General features: G+C 65.5%; 24 protein-coding genes. 11 read left to right on the top strand and 13 right to left on the bottom strand.

What is annotated here, in order from left to right; genetic code table 11:
- The first annotated feature begins 51 nt into the window (after positions 1-51).
- The 6 genes from ACVIIV_RS05680 to ACVIIV_RS05655 all read left to right on the top strand — a co-directional run bounded on the left by ACVIIV_RS05680 (position 52) and on the right by ACVIIV_RS05655 (position 4,981).
- The gene (locus ACVIIV_RS05680; RefSeq protein ID WP_456743313.1) at positions 52-1,902 is read left to right on the top strand and encodes a dipeptide ABC transporter ATP-binding protein; all 1,851 of its coding nucleotides are present in this window, start codon (positions 52-54) and stop codon (positions 1,900-1,902) included.
- 30 nt (positions 1,903-1,932) lie between these two features.
- A complete protein-coding gene (locus ACVIIV_RS05675; RefSeq protein WP_198964123.1) occupies positions 1,933-2,112 on the top strand; it encodes a DUF4089 domain-containing protein in 180 nt (59 codons plus the stop codon).
- Positions 2,113-2,119: 7 nt separating this feature from the next.
- Positions 2,120-3,514: an AtzE family amidohydrolase gene (locus ACVIIV_RS05670; protein ID WP_456743312.1), complete on the top strand. Its 1,395-nt coding sequence runs from the start codon at positions 2,120-2,122 to the stop codon at positions 3,512-3,514.
- 12 nt (positions 3,515-3,526) lie between these two features.
- Positions 3,527-3,922, top strand: coding sequence for an oxalurate catabolism protein HpxZ (gene hpxZ, locus ACVIIV_RS05665; protein ID WP_456743311.1), 396 nt, complete (start codon positions 3,527-3,529; stop codon positions 3,920-3,922).
- Positions 3,919-4,671, top strand: a complete 753-nt coding sequence (locus tag ACVIIV_RS05660; RefSeq protein WP_456743310.1) for a GntR family transcriptional regulator — start codon at positions 3,919-3,921, stop codon at positions 4,669-4,671. The genes hpxZ and ACVIIV_RS05660 overlap by 4 nt, the downstream gene beginning before the upstream one ends.
- A 100-nt stretch (positions 4,672-4,771) precedes the next feature.
- Positions 4,772-4,981, top strand: a complete 210-nt coding sequence (locus ACVIIV_RS05655; RefSeq protein ID WP_456743309.1) for a hypothetical protein — start codon at positions 4,772-4,774, stop codon at positions 4,979-4,981.
- Positions 4,982-4,999: 18 nt separating this feature from the next.
- Here the strand turns inward: ACVIIV_RS05655 and atzF are convergent, their stop codons facing one another.
- Together atzF and ACVIIV_RS05645 are read right to left on the bottom strand one after the other, a co-directional pair.
- Positions 5,000-6,808, bottom strand: coding sequence for an allophanate hydrolase (gene atzF / locus ACVIIV_RS05650; protein WP_456743308.1), 1,809 nt, complete (start codon positions 6,806-6,808; stop codon positions 5,000-5,002).
- A gap of 184 nt (positions 6,809-6,992) precedes the next feature.
- A complete protein-coding gene (locus ACVIIV_RS05645; protein WP_456743307.1) occupies positions 6,993-7,499 on the bottom strand; it encodes a MarR family winged helix-turn-helix transcriptional regulator in 507 nt (168 codons plus the stop codon).
- Between the two features lie 138 nt (positions 7,500-7,637).
- Here ACVIIV_RS05645 and ACVIIV_RS05640 point away from each other — a divergent pair, with 138 nt between their 5' ends.
- Positions 7,638-9,488, top strand: a complete 1,851-nt coding sequence (locus ACVIIV_RS05640; RefSeq protein ID WP_456743306.1) for a feruloyl-CoA synthase — start codon at positions 7,638-7,640, stop codon at positions 9,486-9,488.
- A gap of 372 nt (positions 9,489-9,860) precedes the next feature.
- On the opposite strand, the gene ACVIIV_RS05635 is transcribed toward ACVIIV_RS05640, so the two are convergent.
- Complete coding sequence (locus ACVIIV_RS05635; protein ID WP_456743305.1) at positions 9,861-10,367, bottom strand: MarR family winged helix-turn-helix transcriptional regulator; 507 nt, start codon at positions 10,365-10,367, stop codon at positions 9,861-9,863.
- An 83-nt stretch (positions 10,368-10,450) separates the two neighbouring features.
- Here ACVIIV_RS05635 and ACVIIV_RS05630 point away from each other — a divergent pair, with 83 nt between their 5' ends.
- The 3 genes from ACVIIV_RS05630 to ACVIIV_RS05620 are packed head-to-tail and all read left to right on the top strand — an operon-like array spanning position 10,451 to position 13,264.
- A complete protein-coding gene (locus ACVIIV_RS05630) occupies positions 10,451-11,659 on the top strand; it encodes a cytochrome P450 (RefSeq protein ID WP_456743304.1) in 1,209 nt (402 codons plus the stop codon).
- 11 nt (positions 11,660-11,670) lie between these two features.
- Complete coding sequence (locus ACVIIV_RS05625) at positions 11,671-11,994, top strand: 2Fe-2S iron-sulfur cluster-binding protein (protein ID WP_456743303.1); 324 nt, start codon at positions 11,671-11,673, stop codon at positions 11,992-11,994.
- 58 nt (positions 11,995-12,052) lie between these two features.
- Entirely contained in the window at positions 12,053-13,264 is a 1,212-nt protein-coding gene (locus ACVIIV_RS05620; RefSeq protein ID WP_456743302.1) for an ABC transporter substrate-binding protein, read from the top strand.
- A gap of 287 nt (positions 13,265-13,551) precedes the next feature.
- Here ACVIIV_RS05620 and ACVIIV_RS05615 read toward each other — a convergent pair whose 3' ends face one another.
- On the bottom strand, positions 13,552-14,814 hold the full coding sequence (locus ACVIIV_RS05615) for an NAD(P)/FAD-dependent oxidoreductase (RefSeq protein ID WP_456743301.1): 1,263 nt from the start codon (positions 14,812-14,814) through the stop codon (positions 13,552-13,554).
- A 308-nt stretch (positions 14,815-15,122) separates the two neighbouring features.
- Between ACVIIV_RS05615 and ACVIIV_RS05610 the strand changes: the two genes are divergently transcribed.
- Positions 15,123-16,295 (top strand): ABC transporter substrate-binding protein, encoded by a 1,173-nt coding sequence (locus ACVIIV_RS05610; RefSeq protein ID WP_456743300.1) that lies wholly within the window; start codon positions 15,123-15,125, stop codon positions 16,293-16,295.
- Positions 16,296-16,499: 204 nt separating this feature from the next.
- Here ACVIIV_RS05610 and ACVIIV_RS05605 read toward each other — a convergent pair whose 3' ends face one another.
- From ACVIIV_RS05605 to ACVIIV_RS05565, 9 genes are all read right to left on the bottom strand, one after another.
- The gene (locus ACVIIV_RS05605) at positions 16,500-18,371 is read right to left on the bottom strand and encodes a bifunctional sugar phosphate isomerase/epimerase/4-hydroxyphenylpyruvate dioxygenase family protein (protein ID WP_456743299.1); all 1,872 of its coding nucleotides are present in this window, start codon (positions 18,369-18,371) and stop codon (positions 16,500-16,502) included.
- Positions 18,368-19,426 (bottom strand): Gfo/Idh/MocA family protein, encoded by a 1,059-nt coding sequence (locus ACVIIV_RS05600; RefSeq protein WP_456743298.1) that lies wholly within the window; start codon positions 19,424-19,426, stop codon positions 18,368-18,370. Before ACVIIV_RS05600 ends, ACVIIV_RS05605 begins: the two co-directional genes overlap by 4 nt.
- Positions 19,423-20,160, bottom strand: coding sequence for an ABC transporter ATP-binding protein (locus tag ACVIIV_RS05595; RefSeq protein ID WP_456743297.1), 738 nt, complete (start codon positions 20,158-20,160; stop codon positions 19,423-19,425). The genes ACVIIV_RS05600 and ACVIIV_RS05595 overlap by 4 nt, the downstream gene beginning before the upstream one ends.
- A gap of 10 nt (positions 20,161-20,170) precedes the next feature.
- On the bottom strand, positions 20,171-20,914 hold the full coding sequence (locus ACVIIV_RS05590) for an ABC transporter ATP-binding protein (protein WP_456743296.1): 744 nt from the start codon (positions 20,912-20,914) through the stop codon (positions 20,171-20,173).
- Complete coding sequence (locus ACVIIV_RS05585; RefSeq protein WP_456743295.1) at positions 20,911-21,909, bottom strand: branched-chain amino acid ABC transporter permease; 999 nt, start codon at positions 21,907-21,909, stop codon at positions 20,911-20,913. Before ACVIIV_RS05585 ends, ACVIIV_RS05590 begins: the two co-directional genes overlap by 4 nt.
- Entirely contained in the window at positions 21,906-22,781 is an 876-nt protein-coding gene (locus ACVIIV_RS05580; RefSeq protein ID WP_456743294.1) for a branched-chain amino acid ABC transporter permease, read from the bottom strand. The genes ACVIIV_RS05585 and ACVIIV_RS05580 overlap by 4 nt, the downstream gene beginning before the upstream one ends.
- A gap of 251 nt (positions 22,782-23,032) precedes the next feature.
- Positions 23,033-24,163 (bottom strand): ABC transporter substrate-binding protein, encoded by a 1,131-nt coding sequence (locus ACVIIV_RS05575; protein ID WP_456743293.1) that lies wholly within the window; start codon positions 24,161-24,163, stop codon positions 23,033-23,035.
- Between the two features lie 55 nt (positions 24,164-24,218).
- Positions 24,219-25,097: a shikimate dehydrogenase gene (locus ACVIIV_RS05570; protein ID WP_456743292.1), complete on the bottom strand. Its 879-nt coding sequence runs from the start codon at positions 25,095-25,097 to the stop codon at positions 24,219-24,221.
- 132 nt (positions 25,098-25,229) lie between these two features.
- Entirely contained in the window at positions 25,230-26,168 is a 939-nt protein-coding gene (locus tag ACVIIV_RS05565) for a LysR family transcriptional regulator (RefSeq protein WP_456743291.1), read from the bottom strand.
- Positions 26,169-26,197: the final 29 nt, after the last annotated feature.

Genomic DNA, 26,197 nt, shown 5'->3' with positions numbered 1-26,197 from the left:
TCTACTGTGCATGGGGTTGTTTTCACACTTTTTGAGTGTCGGCAGGCCCGCATGACCGCCCAGCCCCTGCTCGACGTCCAGGACCTCACGGTCGAATTCACCACCCGCCGCGGCATCGTCAAGGCGGTGCAGCAGGTCAACATCGCCGTCGCCAAGGGCGAGACGCTCGCCATCGTCGGCGAGTCCGGCTCCGGCAAGTCGGTGACCTCCTATGCGGTGATGCGCATCCTCGACCGCGCGGGGCGGATCGCCGAGGGCTCGGTGATGTTCTCAGGCATCGACGTCAAGGCCGCGACCGAAGACCAGATGCGCGATCTGCGCGGCCGCGAGGTCTCGATGATCTTCCAGAACCCGCGCGCCGCGCTCAACCCGATCCGCAAAGTCGGTGACCAGATCGAGGACGTGCTGCGCACCCATGTGCAGCAGGCGATAGTTTCGGATCACGGCGAGAAGGCGATCGAGGCGCTGGAGCAGGTCAAGATCGCCCGCCCGCGCGAGCGCTATCACGCCTATCCGTTCGAGCTTTCCGGCGGCATGTGCCAGCGCGTCGTCATCGCGCTCGCGCTGGCCTGCAATCCGCAGCTCTTGATCGCGGACGAGCCGACCACCGGGCTCGACGTCACCACGCAGAAGGCGGTGATGGACCTGATCGTCGAGCTGACCAAGCGCCGCGCGATGTCGACCATCCTGATCACGCACGATCTCGGCTTGGCCGCCGCCTATTGCGACCGCGTCGTCGTGATGGAGAAAGGCCGCGTCGTCGAGACCGCCAACGCCGCCGACATCTTCGCAAACCCGCAGCACCCCTACACCAGGAAGCTGATGCGTGCGACGCCGCGGCTCGGCGTGTCGTTGCGTGATCTGCTGCCGGAAGAGGAGGGCTCTCCCTTCGCCTCTCCCCGCCTGCGGGGAGAGGCCGACGCGCTCGGGAGCGCAATTGCGCCCCAGAGCGCGGCGGGTGAGGGGGGCTCTCCCAGCACCGTGCTCGCGGAAACAGCCCCTCACCCCAGCCCTCTCCCCGTGAAGGACAGGGAGAGGGAGCAGGCCGGTGCAAGCGGGGAGAGCAAGCCCCTTCTCCTCGTCGACAAGCTCGTCAAGGAATACCCCCGCCAAGGCGCGACCGCCGTGCTCGGAAAATTGTTCGGGCGCAAGCCACCCGTGGAGCCCGACGTGTTCCGCGCCGTCGACGGCATCAGCTTCGCGATCGGCCATGGCGAGAGTGTCGGCCTCGTCGGCGAATCTGGCTGCGGCAAATCGACGACGTCGATGATGGTGATGCGTCTGCTCGACCAGACCTCCGGCCTGATCCAGTTCGACGGCGAGGCGATCTCCGGCATCCAGCCTGCCGCCTTTGCCCGGCTGCCGCAGCGCAGCCGCATCCAGATGGTGTTCCAGGACCCGACCGACAGCCTCAACCCGCGCTTCACCGCCGCGCGTGCCATCGCCGACCCCATCATGCAGCTCGGCGACATCAGGGGACGCGACGCGCTCCGCGCCCGCTGCGAGGAGCTGGCCACCATGGTCGGCCTGCCGCACAACCTGCTCGACCGCTTTCCGCATCAATTGTCCGGCGGTCAGAAGGCCCGCGTCGGTATCGCCCGCGCCATCGCGCTGCATCCAAAGCTCGTCATTCTCGACGAGCCGACCGCGGCGCTGGACGTCTCGGTCCAGGCCGTGGTCCTCAACCTGCTGCAGGACCTCAAGGCGCGGCTAGGTATGAGTTATCTGTTCGTCTCGCATGATTTGAATGTGGTGCGCTTGTTGTGCGATCGTGTCATTGTGATGCAGACGGGACGGATCGTCGAGGAAGGCTCTTCCGAGCAGGTGCTCAGCGATCCCAAGGACGACTATACCAAAGAGCTGCTGACGGCGATCCCGCATCCGCCGTTGCAGATACACTGAGAGTGCACTGAGAGACTGTTTGGGAGCGTGATGGCCGAGCCGCTGGACGACTATATCGACGCCGTATCGAAAGCGCTGGCGCTGCCGGTCGAGGAGGCCTGGAGGCCCGCGGTGCGCGCCAATCTCGAAGTCTCGCTGCGGCTCGCCCGCCTCGTCGACGAATTCGCGCTGCCGGACGAGACCGAGCCGGCGCCGATCTTCGCGGCCTGATGTTGCCATGACCGCCAAGCCAGAGATGAATGCTGCCGACATCGCGAAAGCGGTGGCCGACGGCCAATTGTCCGCACTCGCCGCCACCGAAGCCGCGCTCGCGCGCATCAAGCAGCACGACGGCATCCTCAATTCCTTCACAGACGTCACGGCCGACCGCGCCCGTGCAAAAGCGCGGGCGGTCGATGCCGACATCACCGCGGGCAAGAAAGTCGGCCCGCTCGCCGGCGTTCCGTTCGCGGTGAAGAACCTGTTCGACGTCGCCGGCCTTTCCACGCGCGCCGGCTCGAAGATCAATCGCGACCTTGCACCCGCCAGGCGCGACGCGACCTTGATCGAGCGGATGGAAGCGGCGGGCGCCGTCCTCGTCGGCGCCCTCAACATGGGCGAATACGCCTACGACTTCACCGGCGAGAACGTCCACGACGGTCCCTCGCGCAATCCGCACGACATGACGCGGATGAGCGGCGGCTCCTCCGGCGGCTCCGGCAGCGCCGTCGGCGGCGCGCTGGTGCCGATCGCACTGGGCTCGGATACCAACGGCTCGATCCGCGTGCCGTCCTCTTTCTGCGGCATCTTTGGCCTGAAGCCGACCTATGGCCGGCTGTCGCGCGCGCGCTCCTTTCCGTTCGTGGCGAGCCTCGATCATCTCGGTCCGTTTGCGCGCTCCGTCACCGATCTCGCGCTCGCCTATGACGTGATGCAGGGGCCGGATGCGGATGACGGTGCCTGCACCACGCGTGATGTCCAACCCGCCACGCCGCTGCTCGGCGAATCCATCTCCACCTTGCGCGTTGCGATCGCCGGCGGGCATTTCCAGAAGAACGTGTTTCCCGAAGCGGTCGAAGCCGTCGGCCGCGTCGCCAAGGCGCTTGGCGCGACGCAAGTGGTCGATATCCCCGAAGCTTCGCGCGCCCGTGCCGCAGCCTATGTCATCACCACCACCGAAGGCGCTTCGCTGCATCTCGACCGCCTGCGCAAGCGCCCGAACGACTTTGATCCGGCCGTGCGCGACCGGCTGATCGCGGGCGCGATGGTGCCGGCAGCGCTGGTCGACCGCGCGCAGAAATTCCGCCGCTGGTATCGTGCCCAGCTCGCCGAGATCTTTAAATCGGTCGACGTGCTACTGGCGCCGGCGACGCCCTGCACCGCGCCAAAGCTCGGCCAGGTGAATTTCAACCTCGACGGCGTCGAGCTGCCGGTACGCGCCAATATCGGCATCCACACCCAGCCGATCTCCTTCATCGGCCTGCCCGTCGTCGCTGTCCCCGTGCCGCTCGAGCCGCTGCCGATCGGCGTGCAGATCATTTGTGCGCCCTGGCGCGAGGACACAGCGTTGCGCGTCGCGCACGCATTGGAGAAAATGGGCGTCGTCGCCGCGCCCGCGCCAAGGGGACTTTGAGAGGATTCTGAGATGGAGATCGATCTCCCCGAGGTGATCGCGGAAGTCAAAGCCGCGTTCGAGCGCTACGAGCAGGCTCTCGTCAGCAACGATGTCGCCGTGCTCGGCGAGCTGTTCCGCAACGACCCCCGCACCTTGCGCTACGGCATCGGCGAGAACCTCTATGGCTATGCGGCGATCTCCGGCTTCCGCGCCGCGCGCTCGCCGGTCGGCCTCAACCGCCGCACCGCCAAGACGGTGATCACGAGCTACGGCCGCGACACCGCCGTGGCGTCCACCTTGTTCTATCGCGATACGGCGCCCGGCAAGGTCGGCCGGCAGATGCAGACGTGGATTCGCTTCCCGGAGGGCTGGCGCGTCGTCGCTGCTCATGTCAGCATCATCGACGAGCCGAAAGTGACCGTATGACGCTTGACGATCTTCCGCCTGGGACATTGCCGGCCGAGCCGGTGGTGCCCCGCGTCGACCGGGCGCTGCCGTCGGTGCCCCGCGTCGACCGGGCGCTGCCGTCGGTGCAGAAGGTCACGCGCGCCGAGGAGCTGCGGCTGCAGCTTGCCGACGAGATCGTGCGGGGAACGCTGGCGCCGGGCTCGCCGCTGGACGAGACCGACATTGCGCGGCGCTTCAGTGTTTCGCGCACGCCGGTGCGTGAGGCGTTGCGGCAATTGGTGGCGAGCGGGCTTGTCGAGGCGCGGCCTCATCGCGGTGCGGTGGTGGCGCAGCCATCCGTCGAGCGGCTGAAAGGCATGTTCGAGGCGATGGCGGAGCTCGAGGCATTGTGCGCAGGCCTTGCCGCCGAACGCATGTCGGCGGCCGAGCGACACGGCCTGGAGGCCATCCACGAGGAACTGCGGGTCCTGAGCTACGCCGGCAATCCCGAGCGCTTCCACGAGGTCAACGAGCGCTTCCACAACGCGATCTATGCCGGTTCGCAGAACGGCTACATCGCCGAGATCACGCTGGCGACGCGCGTGCGCGTGCAGCCGTTCCGCCGCGCCCAGTTCCGCAATCTCGGCCGCCTCGCCAAGTCGCAAGCCGAGCACGACCGCGTCGTCGTTGCCATCATGCGCGGCGACAAGCAGGGCGCCGCCGCCGCCATGCGCGCGCATATCGAGCTGGTGCGCGGGGAGTACGAGATCTACGCGGTGTCGGTGTGAGTTGCGTGTTCACCGCGAGGTGAAGGAGAGGCGTCGGTTCTCAGGAACCCGGCTTAGCCCCGATCGTTTCCTCCGATCGATCCGATAAGGAGAAAACACCATGGCCTCCTCCGAGAAAGATCCCCGTCATCACACCCAGAAGATGAAGCAGCGTCTGCAGGAGACGGTGACTCACCTGCGCGAAGACATCCGCAAGGTCGACGAGCCCCAGCTCACCGCGATGTTCGAAACGTCCGCAGAGGTGCTGTCCGGTCTCGTCAAGGCGTTTGACGATTACGAGAAGAAGAACGAAGCCGCCTGGCGCAAGTAGGCCGGAGGCGGTCATCGTCTACGCCGTCGCAGCTTCCGCCATAAACTTCCGCCAGCCGCCGTAGCGCGTGATGTCGCGGGCTTCGTCCAGTACTTCCGGTTCGACGAGGAATCCCTTCACGCTGCGCCCGTCGGCGAGCCTGATCGTGCCGATTGCCATCGGGGCGGGGATCGCGTTGACGAACTTGCCGAAGGCGGACGACGACAACGACCAGATCTCCAGCTCGATCGCAGCGCCTGTGCCGGCCTCGACGCGCAGCATGCCCGGCTTCGGCGGCGTGGTCTGGAGCGCATAGAGCTTGTAATCGGCGGCCGTCCTGGTGGCCTCGATCAAGCGTGCATTCAGCGCCGTCAGCTCGCCGTTCAGCGCCATGCCAGACAGATGCGCGCCGACCACCGCGAGGGGAATCTCGTCGTCGCTGCTGGTCGGAAGTGGCGCGAGCGGGGCCTGCGCCACACCCTTCGCGCCGACCGTCAATTTGGTATCGGCATGGAAAACGCGACCGATGCTGGCGAGCATCGTATCGCGCCCTGCGGGCGCTAGCAGCGTGATGCCGAACGGAATGCCGTCGCTGCGCATCGAAGCCGGCACGGCGAGGCCGCAGAGGTCGAGCAGGTTGACGAAGTTGGTGTAGGTGCCGAGCCGGCTGTTGAGCTCGATCGGATTGGCGAGCACCTGCGCGGTCGTGTAAGCGGTCGGTGCGGTCGGCAGCACCAGCGCGTCGATGTTCGCAAACGTGCGCTCGGCGATCTTGCGCAGGCCCTGCAGGCGATAGAGCGCCGAGAATGTCTCCGCCGCGGTGAGCCGCGCGCCGGCCGCGGTGATCTCCCGCGTGACGGGGTGGATCGTGTCTGGCGCGGACGCCAGCAGGTTCTTGATCACGAGGTAGCGCTCGGCGACCCAGGGGCCCTCATAGAGCAGCCGCGCCGTCTCGTAGAATGGCTCGAGGTCGAACTCGACCAGCGTCGCCCCGAGCGCGGTCCATCGCTTCAGCGCATCGGCATAAGCGGCTTCCGATTTCTTGTCGCCGAAGAAGATCAGCTGGCCGTTGCGCGGCACGCCCAGGCGCAGATTCGCCGGCATCGGCGTGATCGCGCCAAGCGGCCGGTCGCGCGAGAATGGATCGGCCTGGTCGGGGCCGGCCATCACCGACAGCGCGAGTGCGGCATCGTCCACCGTGAGCGCGAACACCGAGATACAGTCGAGCGTGCGGCAGGCCGGCACCAGGCCTGCGGTCGAGATCATGCCGAGGCTCGGCTTCAGCCCGACGATGTTGTTGAGCATCGCCGGCACGCGGCCCGAGCCGGCCGTATCGGTGCCGAGCGACAGCGGCACGAGCCCGGCGCCGACCGCGGTGGCCGAGCCCGAGCTCGAGCCGCCTGGAATGAGATCCTCGCGGATCGAATTCCGGGGAATGCCGTAGGGCGAACGGACGCCGACGAGGCCGGTCGCGAACTGGTCGAGATTGGTCTTGCCGATGATGATCGCCCCCGCAGCGCGCAGGCGCTCCACCGCGGTCGAGTCGTGCGCCGGCGTGTAAGCGAAAGCCGGGCACGCGGCCGTGGTCGTAAAGCCCAGCGCGTCGATATTGTCCTTTACCGCGACCGGCACGCCATAGAGCGGCAGGCTCGTCGCATCCGGACGGGTGGCGACCTTCTCGGCCTCCGCGATCGCGTCCTTCTCGTCGCGCAGGCTGATGAACACGGCCGGATCGTTGTGGTCGCGGATGCGCTGAAAAGTCCGCGCGATCGTCTCTGCCGGCGTCTTCGTCCCCGCGCGATGCGCGGCCACAATCGCGGCGATCGTTTCAGGCTGCTCGGCCCCCATGGCGTCCAAACTCCGGCAACATGCTTCACCCGGTCCGAAGCAAGCGATGTGCCATTGTGTACACAATCCGGGCAGGGCGCGTGTGCCGGATATTATCGAGGGATCAGTGGCTTGGGGGATATTTCGACGACCGGGCCGGTTGGGCTCGCTTGCGGGCGTGTGCCCAAATCCTAGGCAGATTGGATCAGGTGAAGCCCGCGAGGATCCGAAGCAGCTGCGCCCGGTTCTCCTTGCCGATCTTGGCCTCAACATGCTGCTCGTGCTCGGCGGCGAGACGCTTGAACTTCGCCAGCGCGGTGGCGCCCTGCGCGGTGAGATGCAAAGCGTGGGAGCGCCGGTCCTCCTTCGACTTGATCCGCTTCACCAGCTTGCGCTGCTCGAGGCTGTCGAGCAGATGCACCAGCCGGGCGCGCTCGATGCCGAGGCGCTTTGCCACCGCCATCTGTGACAGGCCCGGATTGGCGCCGATCACGGTCAGCACTGAATATTGCGTCGGCCTTATGTCGACCTCGCCGAGCGTCTTGATGAAGTCCTGAAAGATCCAGATCTGAAAGCGCCGCACCGCATAGCCGGCATGGCCGATCAGTGCGTCCAGGCCGACGTCGTCGGCGACATCGCGAGGCGCCGCGCCGTTGCCGGCGCGCTTGCGGGCGGAGCTGCGGGTGTCGGCCCGGGCTGCATTGGCTGTCACGTCGGTATCTCCTGTCGCGCAATCCTAACGCCTTGGGGGCGCGAGAGAAAGATTGTTGTTGACGACAACAATTGCTGTGCCCAACATTATGGCCAACGTGGCCCGGAACGAGGCTGCGGCCCGGCGAGGAGGAAATACATGACAGTCGCCCCAGGTGGTGACGTTGCAGGCCTGTTCGCAACGCCAAGGACCGTCGCAGAGCATCGCGCCGACGGCAGCATCGTGCTGCGATCGCCAGATCCGTTGCGCGATGGTGCGCGTTGCGTCGGCGACTGGCTGGAGCAATGGGCGCGGCAAACGCCGGATACGATCTTCCTGGCCGAACGCAGCAATGTCGAAGGGCCCTGGACCACCGTCACCTATGCGCAGGCGCTGCGGAAGGTGCGCGCGGCCGCGTCCTGGATCCTGGCGCAGGGCCTCAGCGCCGAGCGCCCGCTCGCGATCCTCTCCGACAACAGCATCGACCACGCGCTGCTCGCGCTTGCCGCCCAGCATGTCGGCGTGCCCTCAGCCGCGATCTCGCCGGCCTATTCGCTGATGTCGAAGGACTTCGACAAGCTCAAGAGCATGATTGCGCTGCTCGATCCCGGTGCGATCTACGTCGCTGCGACCAGGCCGTTCGCAGCAGCGTTGGCGGCTATCAAGCCGCTACACCAAGCGCAAATCATCAGCGGCAATGCTGACGACGCCGATGCGCTGTCGTTCCGCACCATTGCGGCAACGCCCGACACACCGGATGTCGCAAAAGCGTTCGCTGCGGTGACGCCGGACACGATCGCAAAATTCCTGTTCACCTCGGGCTCGACCGGCACGCCCAAGGCGGTCATCAACAACCAGCGCATGCTGACGTCGAGCCAGCAGGCCAAGGCGCAGACCTGGACCTTCCTCGAAGAGAGCCGCGGCAATCTCGTCATTCTCGACTGGCTGCCCTGGAGCCACACCTTCGGCGCCAACCACAATTTCAATCTCGTGCTGCGCAATGGCGGCTCGCTCTATATCGACGGCGGCAAGCCTGCGCCGGGCCTGTTTGCGACGTCACTCGCCAATCTGAAAAGCGTGATGCCGACGGTCTATTTCAACGTGCCGCGCGGCTTCGACATGCTGATTGCGGCGCTGCGCAGCGACGAGGAATTGCGCCGCCGCTTCTTCGGCGAGGTGAAATTCGCCTTCTATGCCGGCGCCGCGCTACCGCAGAATCTCTGGGATGCGTTGGCAGAGCTTTCGACCAAGACCATAGGTCGCACACTGCCGATGGTCTCGGCCTGGGGCTCGACGGAAACCTCGCCGCTCGCGACCGACTGTCATTTTCTCGCCGAGCGCTCCGGCAACATCGGCGTGCCCATTCCCGGTACCGAGCTGAAGCTCGTCACCTCCGGCGACAAGCTCGAGGTGCGGGTGCGCGGCCCCAACGTCACGCCGGGCTACTGGAGGGCGCCCGAACTGACGAAGCAGGCCTTTGACGAGGAGGGGTTTTATCTCATCGGCGATGCGGTGAAGCTTGCCGATAGCGCGCGGCCGGAGCGCGGCCTGTTCTTCGACGGCCGCGTTGCCGAAGACTTCAAGCTCAACTCCGGCACCTGGGTCAGCGTCGGCACGCTGCGCGTTGCCGGCATCGCCGCGCTGGCGCCGCTCGCGCAAGACATCGTCGTTACGGGCCACGGCGGCGACGAGGTGCGCTTCCTGGTGTTTCCGAATATCGCAGCGTGCCGCGCGCATGCCGGGCTGCCCGAGGCCGCAGGCGTGAGCGAGGTGCTGGCGCATGACAAGATCAGGACGGCAATCGCGCAGGGTCTGGCGAAACTGAAGCAGCAGAGCGCCAACTCCTCCGGCCACGCCACACGCGCGCTGCTGCTCGCCGAGCCACCGTCGGTCGACGATGGTGAGATCACCGACAAGGGCTATATCAACCAGCGCGCCGTGTTGACGCGACGTGCGGAAGCGGTGGCGCGGCTGAACGACGATGCGTCGGGTGAGTGGATCGGGTTGTAGCCGCCGAAGCGAGAGCGGTACCGTGCCCCGGACGCAGCGCAGCACGCAGTGATGCGCTGCCGAGCCGGGGCCCATCTCTCGTCTTGGACGTAGCTGCTGGGTCCCGGCTCAGCGTCGCGTCATTTCATGCCGCGCCGCGTCCGGGACACGAGAGCGGGCGGCGCCGATAGGCCAGCAACCCTGCCGCATTATCTTGCCGATTCTTTTGTTGCCTAAGCAACTAATTTGTGCGAACCGTTCCAGACAAGGACGACGGCGGGCGAACCGCTGCTTCCAATTCGGAGGAAACAGATGCTCGGCAGGAATGGTGCCGCGGGCAAACGCGGGCGTATGCCTGAAGACGTCAGAACGGCGCAGGCGCGATGCGGTGTGTCAGGTGTAGCTGCTGTCGGTCACCGCGCCGAGGTTCTCGTGCAGCCGGCGCAGCAAATCGATCAGCACCTCGCGCTCGTCCTTGCTGAGGCAGGACAGCAGCCGCCGCTCGCGCTCGAACGCGGCGACGATCACCTTGTCATGGGTGGCGCGGCCCCTTGCGGTCAGCGAGATCGAATGGGTGCGGCCGTCGTTCGGATCGGTGCGGATCGAGACCAGTCCGCGTTTCTCGAGGCCCGCCAGCGTCCGGCTCACCGGCCCCTTGTCGAAGCCGATGACGTGGCAGATGCGCGAGGCGGGAATGCCGGGCTCGATCGCCAGCAGCGACATGATCCTCCATTCCGTGACGTTGACGCCGAACTGCTTCTGATAGAACGCGGTCGCGCTGTTCGAGAGCTTGTTGGCGATGAAGGTGATGAACGCCGGCACGTAACGCTCGAGGTCGAGCGTCGGCCCCGCATCCGTGGGTGCTGGCTTTTGGCGGGCTCTGGTCGAAGGCTGCGGCATTTCGGGTTTCTGACTCGCGGCGTGCCTGGAGACCTAAGGGCATGCGCCGCCCTTTCACAAGACCCAAATGAGAGAGCACTTCAATGAGCGCACCCGGCTCCGCCGCATCAGGCGTCCCGCATCTCGATGTCGATCCCTTCGACATGGCGTTTTTTGCCGACCCCTATCCCACGCATGAGCAGCTGCGGGAGGCGGGCCCGGTGGTCTATCTCGACAAATGGAACGTCTACGGCGTGGCCCGCTATGCCGAGGTCCATGCCGTGCTGAACGATCCCGCCACCTTTTGCTCCAGCCGCGGCGTCGGCCTGTCCGACTTCAAGAAGGAGACGCCATGGCGGCCGCCCAGCCTGATCCTGGAGGCCGATCCGCCCGCGCACACCCGCACCCGCGCCGTGCTCTCAAAAGTGTTGTCGCCAACCGTGATGAAGCAGGTCCGTGATCGCTTTGCCGAGGCAGCCGAGGCGCGGGTCGATGCGCTGCTGGAGAGGCGCAGCTTCGATGCGATCGCGGATCTTGCGGAAGCCTATCCACTCTCGATCTTTCCCGATGCGCTCGGCCTGAAGCCGGAGGGCCGGGAGCACCTGATTCCCTATGCAAGCGTCGTGTTCAACGCCTTCGGCCCGCCCAATCAGTTGCGCCAGGAGGCGATCGAACGCTCGGCGCCGCACCAGGCCTATGTCGCCGAGCAGTGCCAGCGCGAGAATCTGGCGCCCGGCGGCTTTGGGGCCTGCATTCATGCGCAGGTCGACGAGGGGGCTATCACGACCACCGAAGCGCCGCTGCTGGTGCGCTCGCTGCTGTCGGCCGGTCTCGACACCACCGTCAACGGCATCGGGGCCGCGGTCTATTGCCTCGCGCGCTTCCCGGACCAATGGCAGCGCCTGCGCGACGATCTCTCGCTCGCGCGCGGCGCATTCGAAGAGGCCGTGCGCTTCGAAAGCCCGGTGCAGACCTTCTTCCGCACCACAACGCGCGAGGTCGAACTCTCAGGCGCGAGAATCGGCGAGGGCGAGAAAGTGCTGATGTTCCTTGCCGCCGCCAATCGCGATCCCCGCCGCTGGGACAGGCCCGACAGCTACGACATCACCCGCCGCACCTCCGGCCATGTCGGTTTCGGCTCGGGCATCCACATGTGCGTCGGCCAGCTCGTCGCCCGCCTCGAAGGCGAGGTGATGCTGACCGCGCTGGCGCGGCGCATCGCGAAGATCGAGATCACGGGCGAGCCGAAGCGCCGCTTCAACAACACGCTGCGCGGGCTCGACAGCCTGCCTGTCACCATCACTCCGGCCTGACGAGGAATTTTATGCCCACCATTACGTTCATCCATCCCGACGGCAGATCCGACCTTATCGAGACCTCAGGCGGCGAGAGCGCCATGCAGGCCGCGACCCGACATGGCCTCGACGGCATTCTGGCCGAATGCGGCGGCAATGCCATGTGCGCCACCTGCCACGTCTATGTCGACGACAGTTGGCTCGCGCGCCTGCCTGACATGGCGGATGACGAGGATGCGCTGCTTGACGGCACCGCGAGCGAGCGGCTGCCGAATAGCCGGCTGTCCTGTCAGGTCGAGATCACGCCCGCACTGGATGGGCTCGTGCTGAGACTGCCCGAACGGCAGGTCTGACGTCTGAACCGCACCGGCAACGATCGGCGCGGCAACACATCCAACAGGGGAGGGAATGATGAAGCATCTGAAGTGGGCGCTCGCACTGGCCGCGAGCCTGATGAGTGGCGCGGCGAGCGCCGAGATATCGGACAATGTGGTGCGCATCGGCGTGCTCAACGACATCTCCGGCATCTTCCAGGACACCAATGGCATGGGCTCGGTGGAAGCCGCGCGCATGGCGGCGGAGGATTTCAATGGCGGCGGCAAGGGCATCAAGGTCGAGATCGTCTATGCCGATCACCAGAACAAGGCCGACGTCGGCAACGCGATTGCGCGCAAGTGGCTCGACGTCGAGGGTGTCGATGCCATTGTCGACGTGCCGAATTCAGCGGTCGGTCTTTCCATCAACACGCTGCTGCGCGACAGCCGCATGACCTTCCTGGCCTCGTCCACGGCAAGCTCCGATCTCACCGGCAAGGCCTGCTCGCCCAACACCATCCAATGGGTCAACGACGCCTGGGCGACCGGCAACACCACGGCAGCCGCGATGATGTCGCGCGGCGGCAAGGAATGGTATTTCCTGACGGTCGACTATGCACTCGGCAAAGGTATCGAGGCGGAGGCGCAGAAATACATCGAATCGCATGGCGGCAAGGTGATCGGCTCCTCCAAGCACCCGCTCGGCACTTCCGATTTCGCCTCCTTCCTGTTGCAGGCGCAGAGCTCCAAAGCGCAGGTGATCGGCCTTGCCAATGCCGGCGGCGACACCATCAACGCGGTGAAGCAGGCGGCCGAGTTCGGCATCCAGCAGAGCGGGCAGAAGCTCGTGGCGTTCCTGCTCTTCATCAACGACGTCCACGGCATGGGCATCAAGGTTGCCCAGGGCCTCCAGCTCATGGAGGCCTTTTATTGGGACATGAACGACGACACCCGCGCGTTCGCAAAACGCTTCGCCGCGCGGCCGGGCATGAACGGCAAGATGCCGAGCGGCAACCAGGCCGGCGTCTATGCCTCCACGCTCGCTTATCTCAATGCGGTCGCAGCGACCGGCAGCGACAATGCCAAGGAGGCCGTGCCCGAGATGAAGAAGTTCAGGGGCAAGGACAAGCTGTTCGGCGACACCACGATCCGCCAGGACGGTCGCGTCGTGCATCCGATGTATCTGTTCGAGGTGAAGAAGCCGGAGGAGTCGAAATATCCGTACGACTATTACAAGCTGGTCTCGACCATTCCGGCGGACCAGGCCTTCCGCCCGCTGGCCGAGGGCGGGTGTGAGCTGGTGAAGTAGCAGCCTTCGCCTCTCCCCGCTTGCGGGGAGAGGCCGACGCGCGCAGCGCGGCGGGTGAGGGGGAGCTTCCGCGAGTTTGGTGTCGCTGGGAACGTGGATCTTTCAACGCGTCATTGCGAGCGTAGCGAAGCAATCCAGAATCCCTTCGCGGAGAGACTCTGGATTGCTTCGCTGCGCTCGCAATGACGGTCGCGGAAACATCGAACGCTTCGGCTCTCACCGCGCCCGCGGAGACTCCCCCTCACCCCGACCCTCTCCCCGCAAGCGGGGAGAGGGAGAAGTCACCCCTACACCACCTTGCTTGACCCCTGCGTGATCAACCGCGCCGCGCGCTGATCTCGCGCGTAGATCCAGAGCCAGCTCAGCGCGACACTGAGGCGGTGGCGTAGGCCGATCAGGAAGTAGATGTGGGCGATGCCCCAGATCCACCACGCGATGGTGCCGCGCAGTTTGATCTTGCCGAAGTCGATCACCGCGAGCCGCTTGCCGATCTGCGCGAGGCTGCCGGCGTGCTTGTAGCGGAATGCGCCCTTGTTCTCGCCGCGCAGGCGGGCCTTGATCGTTTCGGCGACGTGGCGTCCCTGCTGCTTGGCGGCAGGTGCGATGCCCGGCACCGGCTTGCCGTCCCAGGCGTTGATGCTGACGGTGTCGCCGATCGCGAAGATCTCGGGATGGCCGGGAATGGTGAGGTCGGCCTCGACCTGCACGCGCCCGGCGCGATCGCTGGGCGCGCCCAGCCATTCGGCGGCGGGCGAGGCGCGCACGCCGGCGGCCCAGATCCTGGTCTTTGCCTCGAGCAGTTGACCGCCGAACACGACGCCCTCACGGTTGATCTCGGTGACGGCCTGTCCCAGCACGACCTCGACGCCGATCTTTTCCAGCGAGGCCTGCGCGTACGCCGAGAGGTCGTCGGCGAAGCCCGCGAGCACGCGCGGCCCGGCCTCGATCAGCACCACGCGCGCCTTGGTGGTGTCGATGTTGCGGAAATCGCTGGGCAGGGTGTGATGCGCCATCTCGGCGATGGTGCCGGCGAGCTCGACACCGGTCGGGCCGGCGCCGACGATGACGAAGGTCAGCCGCGCGGCGCGCTTGGCGGGATCGGTCTCGCGCTCGGCGCGCTCGAACGCCACCAGGATGTGCCGGCGCAGCGTGGTCGCATCCTCCAGCGTCTTCAGGCCGGGCGCGAACTGCTCCCATTCGTCGTGGCCGAAATAGGCGTGCCGCGCACCGGTGGCGAGCACCAGCGTGTCGTAGGGTACCTCGCTGCCGTCGTCGATCAGCACGCAGCGACGTGCCATGTCGACACCGCTCACTGTGGCAAACAGCGTCGTCACCTCGCGCCGGTCGCGCATGAGATGGCGGATTGGCCAGGCGATCTCGCTGGTCGCAAGCGAGGCGGTCGCGACCTGGTAGAGCAGCGGCTGGAACAGATGATGATTGCGGCGGTCGATCAGCGTGATCTCGACCGGCGCGCCCGCAAGCCGGTAGGTCGCCTCCAGCCCGCCGAAGCCGGCGCCGACGATGACGACGCGATGGGAATTTGCGGCCATGATGCACCCTCGAATCTCGCTGCTCTGTGCATTTAAGTGCGGATTGGGCGCCGCCGTCCAATAGCCGTCATCAATGGCCGCATAGATCTGATGTATCGATCCCGCCGCGAAAAAGCGTCGCAGTCTCCGGACCGGCCTCGGCCAAACTGAGTAGAACTATATTTCTTGCCATCGCCGATCGAGGCGAAATATGGTGCAGGAGCGGGCGCTGAGCCATTGGCGGCTCGACAGATTTTGCGTTCAATAGAGACAGGCCCGGGGCGGCGATCACCCCGTTTTCGGGACCGATAATAAGGAGGGAAATGGTTATGAGGACGGCATTTTGGCTGGCGGGCGCAGCGGCGCTGGTGCTGGCAAATCAGGCATTCGCCGGCGACACCATCAAGATCGGTTTCGTCTCGACCTTCAGCGGCCCGACCGCCGTGATCGGCAACGACATGCGCAACTCCTTCGAGCTCGCGCTGGACCATCTCGGCCGCAAGATGGGCGGCAAGCCCGTCGAGGTGATCTACGAGGACGACGGGCAGAAGCCCGACGTCGGCAAGCAGAAGACCGAGAAGCTGGTGCAGTCCGACAAGGTCGACTTCATCGTGGGCTATATCTGGTCGAACGTGCTGTTGGCCTCGCTCAAGACCGCGGTCGATTCGAAGACCTTCCTGATCTCGGCCAATGCCGGCCCGTCGCAGCTCGCGGGCGAGCTGTGCTCGCCTTACGTGTTTTCGACCTCCTGGCAGAACGACCAGACCCCGCAGGCGGTCGGCACTTACATGAACCAGAAGGGTGTCAAGTCGGTGTTCCTGATCGGTCCGAACTACGCCGCCGGCAAGGACATGCTGGCCGGCGTCAAGAGCACCTTCAAGGGTCAGGTCGTGGGTGAGGAATACACGGTGTGGCCGAGCCAGCTCGACTTCTCCGCCGAGCTCTCCAAGGCTCGCGCCTCCGGCGCCGAGTCGATCTTCGTGTTCTACCCCGGTGCGGCGGGCGTGCAATTCCTCAATCAATATGCGCAGGCCGGGCTGAAGAGCACGATGCCGCTCTACACCGCCTTCACCATCGACGAGCTCTCGCTGCCGCTCCAGAAGGAGAACGCGCTCGGGGTGCCCGGCGCGCAGCAATGGGTCAACGATCTCCCCAACGAGCAGAACAAGCGCTTCGTCGCCGACTACCGCAAGAAGTATACCGGCCTGCGCCCGACCTTCTACGGCGCGCAGTCCTATGACGCCGCGAACCTGATCAACAGCGCCGTCGTCGCCGTGAAGGGCGACACCTCGAAGAAGGACGAGATGAAGGCCGAGATGGAGAAGGTGAACTTCAAGTCGGTGCGCGGCCCGTTCAAATACGGCAACAACCACATCCCGATCCAGAACTTCTACCTGCAGGACGTGGTCAAGGATTCCGAAGGCCAGCTCGCGCTGAAGACCGTCGCCACCATCGTCGAGAACGACCAGGATCGCTTCCACGACAAATGCAAGATGAAGTGAGGCTGATGCTTCTCCCTCTCCCCGCTTGCGGGGAGAGGGTCAGGGTGAGGGGGAGTCTCAGCGGGGACGGAGTTGGTCGAATTCCTCAATAGTCCCCACATCGTCATTGCGAGCGCAGCGAAGCAATCCAGAATCCCTCCGCGGAAAGACTCTGGATTGCTTCGTCGCAAGGGCTCCTCGCAATGACGGCGTGGAGAGAGTCTCCTACACCCTTGGCATGCTCGCAGGGCGCACCTCGCGCGCCTGCGCTGCGAGCCTGATGCCGGCGTTGGCCGCACCAAAACCCTGATAATTCCTGCGCTCCACGATCTCGAAGAAGAACCGCTCGTCGAAGATGTGGGTGTAGACCTGGAAGAACTCGCTGTCGCCCTCGCGGTCGTAGAGGATGTGGTTGGCGCGCAGCTGCGCCATCAGCTCGGGTGCGAGATCGTATTTGGCTTCGATGTCGTCGTAGTAATTATCGGGGATATCCAGGAAATCGGCGCCGCGCTGGCGCATCGCGGCAACGGCCGCAAAAATATCCCGGCACGCGAAGGCGACGTGCTGCACGCCCGAGCCGAAGAACTCCGAAATGAAGCGCGCAGGCAGGGTGCGGTTGGCGGAAGAGCCGTTGAGCACGAAGCGCAGGCTCTGGTCGGCGTTGATGATGGCCTGGCTCTGCACGAGGCCTCTGGGGTCGGCGATCTCCATCTGCGGCAGCCGCTTCAGGTCGAGTATGCCGGTGTAGAACAACAGCCAGGATAGCATCTCGTCATAGGGCATCGACTGCGCGATGTGATCGACGGCGAGCAGGGCGTCGGCGCTTGCATCGCTTGTAACAGGCTCGAAATCCGTGTCCCAGTTCTTGCCGGCCTGATCGAGGAAATAGAGCAGGCTGCCGCCGACGCCATGGATCGCGGGAATCTCCAGCTCGCCCGGCCCGACCGGCTGGTAGAAGGTGCGCGCCTTCAGCGTCTCGGCGCGCTGCATGGCAAGGCCCGCATTGTCGACGTCGAGCGCGATCGCGCAGACACCGGGGCCGTGGGTGACGTAGTGCGAATGCGCAAAGCCGTCGGTCTCGCAATTGATCACGAGCTCGACCTTACCCTGCGACCAGCGCTCCACCGCCTTGCTGCGATGCTGACCGGTCTTGCGGAAGCCGAGCTGCGAAAACAGGCGGGCAAGCTCGCCGGCCTTGCTCTCGTTGACGGCAAACTCGATGAAGCCGGTGCCGCGGCTCTTCGCCTTCGGGGCCAGCGGCTTGCCGGCAAAATTCGGCCAATCCGGTGCGAGCTGGTCCTCCAGCAGGATCAGCGAGCGCAGGCCGTCGACCGCGGTCTGCGCGGCCGAGCCGGCGCGGAACTGGTCGTTGAAGATCTCCAGTGACAGCGGCCCGGCATAGCCGGTCGCCGCGATCGCCGCCATGAACTCGCCGACCGGCAGGTCGCCTTGGCCGGGGAAGGAGCGGAAGTGCCGGCTCCACGACAGGATGTCGAGCTCGAGCCTTGGCGCGTCCGCGAGCTGCACCAGAAAGATCCTGTCACCGGGAATCGAGGCCATGGTGCGGGTCGGAAAGCCCGGCGCGAGCGCGTGGAAGCTGTCCAGGATGACGCCGATCGCGGGATGATCGGCGCGGCGCACGATCTCCCAGGCATCGCGGTAGTCGTTGACGTGGCGGCCCCAGGCCAGCGCTTCGTAGCCGACGCGCAAGCCGCGCTTCGCGGCGCGCTCGCCGAGCTCGCGAAAATCGTCAGCGGCGCGGTCGATGCCGCCGAGCGAGGCCGGCGAGACGTTGGAGCAGATCAGCAACAGGTCCGTGCCGAGCTCCTGCATCAGATCGAACTTCCGCTCCGCGCGGGCGAAGTTGCGCGCGCGCTGCGGTTCCGGCATGCCCTCGAAATCGCGGAACGGCTGGAACGCACAGATCTCGAGATTGAGGTCCGCGCACATCTTCGCGATATCGCGTGGGCCTGCACCGAATGACAGCAGGTCGTTCTCGAAGATCTCGACTGCATCGAAGCCGGCGGCGGCGATGGCACGGAGCTTTTCGTCGAGCGCGCCGGAGAGGGAGACGGTGGCGATCGAGCGTTTATTCATGCGACCTGCTCCATGATCTGCCCAGGCGAGATCTTTTGCCCCGTGCGCGCGGCCTCGCTGACGGCCTCGACGACCGCGAGCGTTCCCATCGCGTCCTCGACCGAGATCAGCGGCTGTTCGCGGCCCGCGATCACTGCGCAGAAATGCCGGAGCTGCTCGACGAGGGGATCGAATGTTGCGAGCACGATGGGCTCGCGCGATAGCGGCGCATGCCAGCCCGGGTTTTGCGGATAGGACCATAGCTCCATCGTCGGCACCGACAGCGAGCCGTTCGTTCCGGCGAAGACGTAGCAGGGCTGGTCTTGCCTGGGGTAGACCGCGTTCTCGCCGGCCGTGAGCTCCCAGCTCCACGGCGCCGGCGTCGCATCCGATACGCTCACCGTGCCCAGCGCGCCGTTGGCAAAGCGCAGCAGCAGCGCCGCGGTGTCCTCGACCGCAAAGCCGCGCACGTTGTTCGAACTCTGCGCCTGCACCTCGACGATCTCGCCGCAGACGAAGCGAAAATTGTCGATGTCGTGGATGAGGTTGATCAGCAGCGGCCCGCCGCCCTGCTCGCGTCGCCAGGCGATCTCGAAATAATCGTCGGGCTTCTTCAGCAGCCATAGCCCGACCACGGCTGTGAGCTGGCCGAGCTTGCCGGTCGCGACGGCCTCGCGCGCTGCCTTGATGATCGGATTATGCCGGCGGTGATGGCCGACCAGCATCGGCACGCCGCTGTTTCTCACCGCTGCGCACAGACGCAGTGCGGTCGCAACTGTCTCGGTCACCGGCTTCTCGATCAAGGCCGGCACGCCCGCTTCGGCGCAGTCGAGCGCCATCGGCAAATGTAGCCTGTTGGGCGAGGCAATGATGAGGCCGTCGGGCTTCTCCTCTGCCAGCAGGGTGCGATGATCCGCGTAGCAGGGCACGCCATGCGCCAGCGCATAGTCCTTCGCGGCGGGCGAGGGATCCGCGATGCCGGCGAGCACGCAATCCGGTGATGCCTCGATCAATTCGATATGGCGGCGGCCGATCAGGCCGGCGCCCGCCACGGCGATGCGCATCTGCGCACTCATGCCGCGCTCTCCTCCATGGCGCCGCCGAGGAAGAGCTGGCCGATGCGGGGATCGTTCAAAATGCGCTTGGCCTCGTCGACCATGCGGGTCTGGCCGAGCTCGAGCACGATGCCGATGTCGGAGATCTCCAGCGCCGAGCGCGCGTTCTGCTCGATCATCAGGATGGTGACGCCGCGGTCGCGCAAGCTCTTGAGGATGTCGAAGGTCTGCTGCACCATCAGCGGCGACAGCCCGATCGAGGGCTCGTCGATCAGCACCAGCTTCGGTTCGAGCAGCAGCGAGCGGGCGATCTCGAGCTGCTTCTGCTCGCCGCCCGAGAGCGTCGAGGCCTGCTGTGTCGATTTGCGGCGGAGCGCCGGGAATAGGTCCAGCGCGGCCTCGATCCGCCTGGGCAGGTCGAGGCCCTTGTCGGCGGCGACGCCGCCGAGCTCGATATTGTGGCGCACCGACAGCTCGGGAAAGATGTTGCGGCCCTGCGGCACGTAGCAGATGCCGGCATTGAGCAGCGCGCGCTGGCTCAGATTGGTGACGTCGCGGCCGGCGAAGCTGATCTTGCCCTCGCGCAGCTTCAACAGGCCGAAGATCGCTTTGAACACGGTGGATTTGCCGGCGCCGTTCGGGCCGATGATGGTGGTGATGGTCGCCTCCGGCACGGCGAAGGTCGTGCCGTTCAGGATCGTCATCTTGCCGTAGCCGCCGACGAGGTTGTGAATCGAGAGGATCGGGTCGCTCATGGTTGCCTCCTCAATGTCCGAGATAGGCTTCGATCACGGCGGGGTTCTTGCGGACCTCGTCGGGCCGTCCCATCGCCAGCACCTTGCCTTCCGCCATCACCATCACGCGCGAGCACAGCGACATCACGAATTCCATGTTGTGCTCGATCACGACGAAGGTGGCGTTCTTCTCGCGATTGATCGCGACCAGCCGGTCCTTGAGGTCCGCCAGCATCGACGGGTTGACGCCGCCGGCGGGCTCGTCGAGCAGCACCAGGCGCGGCCCGCCCATGAAGGCCATGGCGGCATCGAGCAGCTTCTGCTGGCCGTAAGAGAGGCCGCCCGCGGGCTCGTCGGCGAGATGGTCGAGCTTGAAGAAGCCGATCATCTGGTTGGCGGCCTCAGTCAGTCCGGCGTCGGAGCGGCCGACCAGGCGCGAGGCCATGTTGCCCTGGTGCTCCTGCCCGGCAAGGATCAGGTTCTCGCGCACCGAGAGTTTCGGAAACACCTGCAGGAGCTGGAAGGTGCGGCTGACCCCGAGCTTGTTGAGCTCCGCGGGCCGCATTCCCGTGACCAGCTTGCCGTCGAGCTTGACCTCGCCGCCTGACGGCGTGAGCTGGCCGAGGATGCAGTTGAACAGGGTCGACTTGCCGCAGCCGTTCGGGCCGATCAGGCCGAGGATCTCGCCCTCGCGCACGTCGAAGGAGACACCGTTGACTGCGTGAATCCCGCCAAAGCTCTTCTTGATGTCGGTGACTTCGAGAACCGCGCTCATTGCACCGTCTCCAGGCGGGATTTTGCGACGGCGCGGAGCGCGGACGCCGCCTTGGTGCGCCGTTCGGCGAGATAGCGGTCGAGGATTCCCAGAATGCCCGTGGGCGACCAGATCAGGAGCAGCATCACGGCCACCGCGTAGAGCATCAGATAATAGCCCTCGGTGAAGCGCAGCCATTCCGGCAGCAGCACCGCGATCATCGCCCCCAGGAACGGACCGAAATAGAAGCCGGCGCCACCGACGATCACCATCATCAAGAGGTCGAGCGAGAGCGACAGGTTGAACGGCACAGGATCGATATATTGCGTCAGCGGCGCATAGAGCGCGCCGGCGACGCCGCCGAGCGCCGAGCCGATCGCGAACGCCATCAACGTATAGCGGCGCGTGTCGACGCCGAGCGACTGCGCGCGCAGTGGATTTTCGCGCAGCGCCATGAAGGCGCGGCCCCAGGGCGAGCGGATCAGCCACCACACGGCGAGCGAGACGATCGCTAGCGAGCCGAGGCAGACATAGTAGAACGGCAGCGGCTTGTTGGTTGCCAGCCCGAAGATGTGCGGGCGCGGGATGTTGGAGATGCCGTAGATGCCGCCGGTCAGCCAGCTCTCGTTGCGGAACACCAGGAAGGCGAGGGTGGAGAAGGCAAGGGTGACGAAGGCGAGATAGTGGTGCTGCACGCGCAGCGCGGGATAGCCCAGCACCCAGCCGACCACGAAGCTCAACACGATTGCAACAAGGATCGCCGCCGGCAGCGGCCAGCCATGGGTGGTCATGATCGCTGCGGCATAGGCGCCGATGCCGACGAAGGCGCCTTGCGCCAGCGAGACCTGGCCGGCATAGCCGAGCGTGAGATTGAGCCCCATCGCAGCAATGCTCATCACCGCCCATTGGCTCAAGATGAACAGGCCGTAGCGGTTGAAGTTCATGGGGACCACGATCAGCGCGGCGATGACGGCAAGGCCGAGCGCGATCTTCAACGGTTTGGCGAAGCCGCTCATACGGTGCGCTCCTCGGCGCGGCCGAGCAAGCCCTGCGGCCGGAACAGGATGACGGCGATCAGGAAGATCATCGGCACGGCGGCGCGATACTGCGTCGAGACGTAGGCGGCCGCGAGATTGTCGAGCACGCCGATCAACAGGCCGCCCGCGATTGCGCCGCGCACCTGGTTGAAGCCGCCGACGATCGCGGCAATGAAGGCCGCCTGGCCTAGCACCTCACCGGACGAGAACTTTGCAAGGTAAATCGGAGTGATCAGAAGCGAAGCCAGCGCGACCAGGAAGGCGTTGATCAGGAAGGTCAGCAGGATCATGCGCTCGACCGGGACGCCGATGATGCGTGCCACCGTCGGGTTCTGCGCCGCCGCTTGCATCTGGTGCCCGAGGGAGGTGCGATTCAGCAGCGTGGTGAGGCCGACCACCGCGAGGATGGCGACGGCGAGCACGCCGAGGCTCTGCAGCGAGACGGCGTGGCCCAGGATGGAGACGTCGCCGGTCGGCACGATCGACGGGAAGGGCGAGGCCTCCGCGCTGAAGAACTGCTTCACGGCCTCCTTGATGCCGATCGCAAGCGCCATCGTCGCAATCGCCAGCGGCAACACGCCGTGACGCATCATCGGATCGACCAGCAGCAGCTTGAAGGCAAGGCCGAGCAGGATCATCGACAAGAGGATGCCGAGAATGATCGCGAGCCAGAACGGCGCGCCCACATGCATCGCCGCCAGCATCAGGAACGCCGGCAGCATCACGAACTCGCCTTGCGCGAAATTGATGGTCTGCGAGGTCTGCCACAGCAGCGTGAAGCCGACCGCAACCAGCGCATAGATCGCACCGGTGGCGAGTCCCGCGACCAGAAGATCGAATAGGTTGGACATGGGTTCTCTTTGATCGTTAGAGCCCGAGTGAACTGGAGTGCCGCGAATTCAGGTCTATCTCACCCTCTCCCCGTTCTTACGGGGAGAGGATGGGGTGAGGGGCTCTATCCGCGAACTCAGCTGTCGCCGTGACTGCGGAAGCACCCCTCACCCCGACCCTCCTCCCCGCGAAGAGCGGGGCGAGGGAGAAGAACTCTCCGCATCCGCCTTCGCTAAAGCTTCGGCGAGAGAGGCGCGGGGAGAGGCGAAGATCACTTCACCTTCGGCATCACCTGCTTCACCACCTGCTTGCCTTCCACGACTTCGACCAGAAAGCTCTGGCGGTCGATGTCGCCGGTGTCGCTGAAGGTGACGTCCATCAGGATGCCCGGCTCGTCCGCCGCCTTGATGGTGAGCCCGTGCAGCGTGTCGGCGAATTTCTTCGGGTCGACCTTGCCCATCTTCTCGGTGGTGGCCTTCACCATGTAGACGGCAAGATAACCCTTCAGGCCGTTATGATCCGGCACGTAATTGTACTTCTTGGAGAACTTCTCGCGGAACGCCTTGATCAGATCGACCGGCGCGTCGGTGGTGAGGCCGACATGGCCGCGTGCACCGTTGGCGGCGTCGCCGGCGAGCTCGATCACCTTCTGGCCGATCAGCGTGGTCTCGCCCATCAGCGGTGCGGTGACGCCCTGACGCTTCAGCTCCTTGAGGATCCGCGCGCTCTCTTCCTCGTTGAGATAGACGAACACGGCATCGGGATTGGCAGCCTTGATCTTGCCGACGTCGGCGGCGAAGTCGGCCTGGCCCGCTTCGGTCGAGAGATCGGCGACAACCTTGGAGCCGAGGCGATCAAGCTCCTTGATGACGACGTCGCGACCGCCGCGGCCGAAGTCGTTGTTGACCCAGACCACCGCGACCGTCTTCGCCTTCATCTCGTCATGGATGTATTTTGCCACCTTCGGCATCGACGACTGCTGGCCGAACGAGGTGCGGAACAGGAACTTGTTGCCTGCCTGCGTCAGCTCGGCGGCCTCGCCGCCCATGATCTGCGCGATGCCGGCCTCGGCCGCCAGCGGCGCGGTCACCTTCACCGAGCCGGAATAGCCGGGCCCGAGCAGCACATAGGGCTCGGCATCGAGCGCCTTCTGCACCTGCGCGCGGGCAACGCCCGGGTTGGACTGCGAGTCGGCGTGGGTCACTTCTAACTTGCGGCCGAGCACGCCGCCCTTGGCGTTGATCTCCTCGATCGCGAGGTCGATGCCGTTCTTCCAGTTGGTGCCGACGGTGGCGCCGCCGCCCGAGAGCTCGGCGACGTCGGCGAGCTTGATCGCCTGAGCAAGGGCGCTCGTTGCGGTGATGGCGGTGAGCAGCGCGCCCACCAGTAGCGTTGATTTCATCGTCCTCTCCTCCCGTTTCAAATCTTGCGAGCAGCCTTGTGCCGGCCGCTTCGCCTCAAGCTGCCTGATAGGCCGCGCTACGCGCAGCCATCACGGCGTCAAAAGCCTCTCCCATGACGTCGGTCGATGGGACAAGCCCGGTGAACAGTTCGAAGGCGTCGGCGGCCTGGTAGATCGCGAGCTCGCGCCCGGTCATGATCCGGGCGCCTTTCTCTCGCGCCGCGGCCAGCAGCGGTGTGATCAGCGGCGAATAGACGGCGTCGGCGACCCACAGGTCGGCCCTGAGCAGCGTCGCCGGCACCGGCGTGTCACGGCTCGGCAGCATGCCGACCGGGGTGCCGTTGACGAGACCGGTTGCGCCGTCGAGCGCGTCCTCGACGCTTGCAGCCACCCTCGCGCCGCTCTGTGCGGCAAGCAGCGAGGCGAGTTTCATGGCGCGCGCCGGCTCGCTGTCGAAAATGCGGATGTCGGCCACTTTCAGGCTCGCCAATGCGAATGCGATGGCCTTGCCGACGCCGCCGGCGCCAATCACGGCGACGGCGTTGCCGGACGGCGCCAGCAATGGCGTCACCGCCCGCGCAAAACCTGTGGTGTCGGTGTTATGGCCGGTCAGCCGGCCATCCCTGACCACGACGGTGTTGACTGCGCCCATGCTGGCTGCGCCCGGCGCCAGCGCGTCGAGCAGCGGCACCACGGCTTCCTTGTAAGGATAAGTGACATTGACTCCGGCAAAGCCGAGCCGCCGTACGCCTTCGAGTATCATGCGTAGCTCGGCCGCGTCGGCGCCTGCGACTTCGATGAGCTGGTAATGGCCGCGCAGGCCAAGCGCCTCGGCGGCGCGCTCATGCATGGCGGGGGACGCGGAGTGCGCGATCGGGGCGCCGATCAGGCCGGTGAGAAGCTTCTTGCTGGCGGCGTATCCGCGCTTCGACATGGTTCGCTATCGTCTCGTTGGGAGCGTCCGGTCCCGGCCATTAGCGGGGAAAATCGCGCAATTCCAGCTGCAACGATAGCCTTTCCCCGGCCTAACACAATTACCCTTTTATCCGACAAACCTAACATCATGTTATTTCTTTCGCCCGCGTGCCAAGGGGGCCTTGCCGTTGCCACGAGACGGCTCGACCGCGCGCATCTCGGTGCGCAGGGATTCGATGAAATACTCCGCATGCAGCGACAGCGGCGTGCCGCGCTTGACTGCGATGTAGGTATCGAACCGCGTCGGCTCTGTGATCTTCAGAAGCTCGATGCCGGGATAGCCGCCATGGGCCACCGTGAACTGGTCGATGATGGCGATGCCGAGGCCCGCTTTCACCAGAGCGCAGACCGTGGTGCCGAAGCGGGCGCGGATGGTGATGTTGTAGTCGAGCCGGTGGCGCGCGAAGATCTCGGCCATGATCCGGCCGTAGGGGTCGTTAGGGTCGATGCCGATCAGCGGATAGCGGGTGATCTCGGCGGCGGAGACCTGCTTGCGGCCGGCGAGCTCGTGACCCGGCGGCACGATGCAATAGAGCTCGCCCGAGGCGAGCGGCATGAAGTCGAGCCCGGAATGCTCGAGGCGATAGCTCATCGCGACGCACTCGCCGCGGCCGAGCAGGAGGTAGTCGATGGCTTCCTCGAGCTTGAGGATGTTGATATCGATGCCGAGATCGGGATAGCGGCGGCGGACGCGCTCGATCGCACGCGGCACCATCACCTGCGAGATGCTCGGCACCGAGCCGATGCGCAGCTCCGACAGACCGCCGCGGCCGATCTTGGAGATGATCTCGGAGAGGTCGTCGACCTTCTTGTAGACGCCATTGATCTGCTCGAAGATGTTCTCGGCTTCCGGCGTCGGGAAGTAGCGCCCGTTCTGGCGCTGAAAAAAGCGGATGCCGAGCGACCGCTCGGTGTATTTGACCAGACGGCTGATCCCGGGCGCCGAGACGTTGAGCAACTTTGCCGCACCGCCGATGGTGCCCGTCACCATCACGGCACGGATCACTTCAACCTGACGCAGCGTCATCATGGCCTAAGTATCCGAAAGACGATCGTGGC

The sequence above is a fragment of the Bradyrhizobium sp. USDA 4354 genome (assembly GCF_054060315.1).
The sequence above is the reverse complement of the archived record's forward strand: the minus strand, read 5'-3'. Positions and strand labels throughout refer to the sequence as shown.

Bases quoted from the DNA above. Each gene is read 5' to 3' on its own strand.
- ACVIIV_RS05680 (WP_456743313.1), top strand. From the start codon at position 52: ATGACCGCCCAGCCCCTGCTCGACGTCCAGGACCTCACGGTCGAATTC.
- ACVIIV_RS05675 (WP_198964123.1), top strand. From the start codon at position 1,933: ATGGCCGAGCCGCTGGACGACTATATCGACGCCGTATCGAAAGCGCTG.
- ACVIIV_RS05670 (WP_456743312.1), top strand. From the start codon at position 2,120: ATGACCGCCAAGCCAGAGATGAATGCTGCCGACATCGCGAAAGCGGTG.
- hpxZ (WP_456743311.1), top strand. From the start codon at position 3,527: ATGGAGATCGATCTCCCCGAGGTGATCGCGGAAGTCAAAGCCGCGTTC.
- ACVIIV_RS05660 (WP_456743310.1), top strand. From the start codon at position 3,919: ATGACGCTTGACGATCTTCCGCCTGGGACATTGCCGGCCGAGCCGGTG.
- ACVIIV_RS05655 (WP_456743309.1), top strand. From the start codon at position 4,772: ATGGCCTCCTCCGAGAAAGATCCCCGTCATCACACCCAGAAGATGAAG.
- atzF (WP_456743308.1), bottom strand. From the start codon at position 6,808: ATGGGGGCCGAGCAGCCTGAAACGATCGCCGCGATTGTGGCCGCGCAT.
- ACVIIV_RS05640 (WP_456743306.1), top strand. From the start codon at position 7,638: ATGACAGTCGCCCCAGGTGGTGACGTTGCAGGCCTGTTCGCAACGCCA.
- ACVIIV_RS05635 (WP_456743305.1), bottom strand. From the start codon at position 10,367: ATGCCGCAGCCTTCGACCAGAGCCCGCCAAAAGCCAGCACCCACGGAT.
- ACVIIV_RS05630 (WP_456743304.1), top strand. From the start codon at position 10,451: ATGAGCGCACCCGGCTCCGCCGCATCAGGCGTCCCGCATCTCGATGTC.
- ACVIIV_RS05625 (WP_456743303.1), top strand. From the start codon at position 11,671: ATGCCCACCATTACGTTCATCCATCCCGACGGCAGATCCGACCTTATC.
- ACVIIV_RS05620 (WP_456743302.1), top strand. From the start codon at position 12,053: ATGAAGCATCTGAAGTGGGCGCTCGCACTGGCCGCGAGCCTGATGAGT.
- ACVIIV_RS05615 (WP_456743301.1), bottom strand. From the start codon at position 14,814: ATGGCCGCAAATTCCCATCGCGTCGTCATCGTCGGCGCCGGCTTCGGC.
- ACVIIV_RS05610 (WP_456743300.1), top strand. From the start codon at position 15,123: ATGAGGACGGCATTTTGGCTGGCGGGCGCAGCGGCGCTGGTGCTGGCA.
- ACVIIV_RS05605 (WP_456743299.1), bottom strand. From the start codon at position 18,371: ATGAATAAACGCTCGATCGCCACCGTCTCCCTCTCCGGCGCGCTCGAC.
- ACVIIV_RS05600 (WP_456743298.1), bottom strand. From the start codon at position 19,426: ATGAGTGCGCAGATGCGCATCGCCGTGGCGGGCGCCGGCCTGATCGGC.
- ACVIIV_RS05595 (WP_456743297.1), bottom strand. From the start codon at position 20,160: ATGAGCGACCCGATCCTCTCGATTCACAACCTCGTCGGCGGCTACGGC.
- ACVIIV_RS05590 (WP_456743296.1), bottom strand. From the start codon at position 20,914: ATGAGCGCGGTTCTCGAAGTCACCGACATCAAGAAGAGCTTTGGCGGG.
- ACVIIV_RS05585 (WP_456743295.1), bottom strand. From the start codon at position 21,909: ATGAGCGGCTTCGCCAAACCGTTGAAGATCGCGCTCGGCCTTGCCGTC.
- ACVIIV_RS05580 (WP_456743294.1), bottom strand. From the start codon at position 22,781: ATGTCCAACCTATTCGATCTTCTGGTCGCGGGACTCGCCACCGGTGCG.
- ACVIIV_RS05575 (WP_456743293.1), bottom strand. From the start codon at position 24,163: ATGAAATCAACGCTACTGGTGGGCGCGCTGCTCACCGCCATCACCGCA.
- ACVIIV_RS05570 (WP_456743292.1), bottom strand. From the start codon at position 25,097: ATGTCGAAGCGCGGATACGCCGCCAGCAAGAAGCTTCTCACCGGCCTG.
- ACVIIV_RS05565 (WP_456743291.1), bottom strand. From the start codon at position 26,168: ATGATGACGCTGCGTCAGGTTGAAGTGATCCGTGCCGTGATGGTGACG.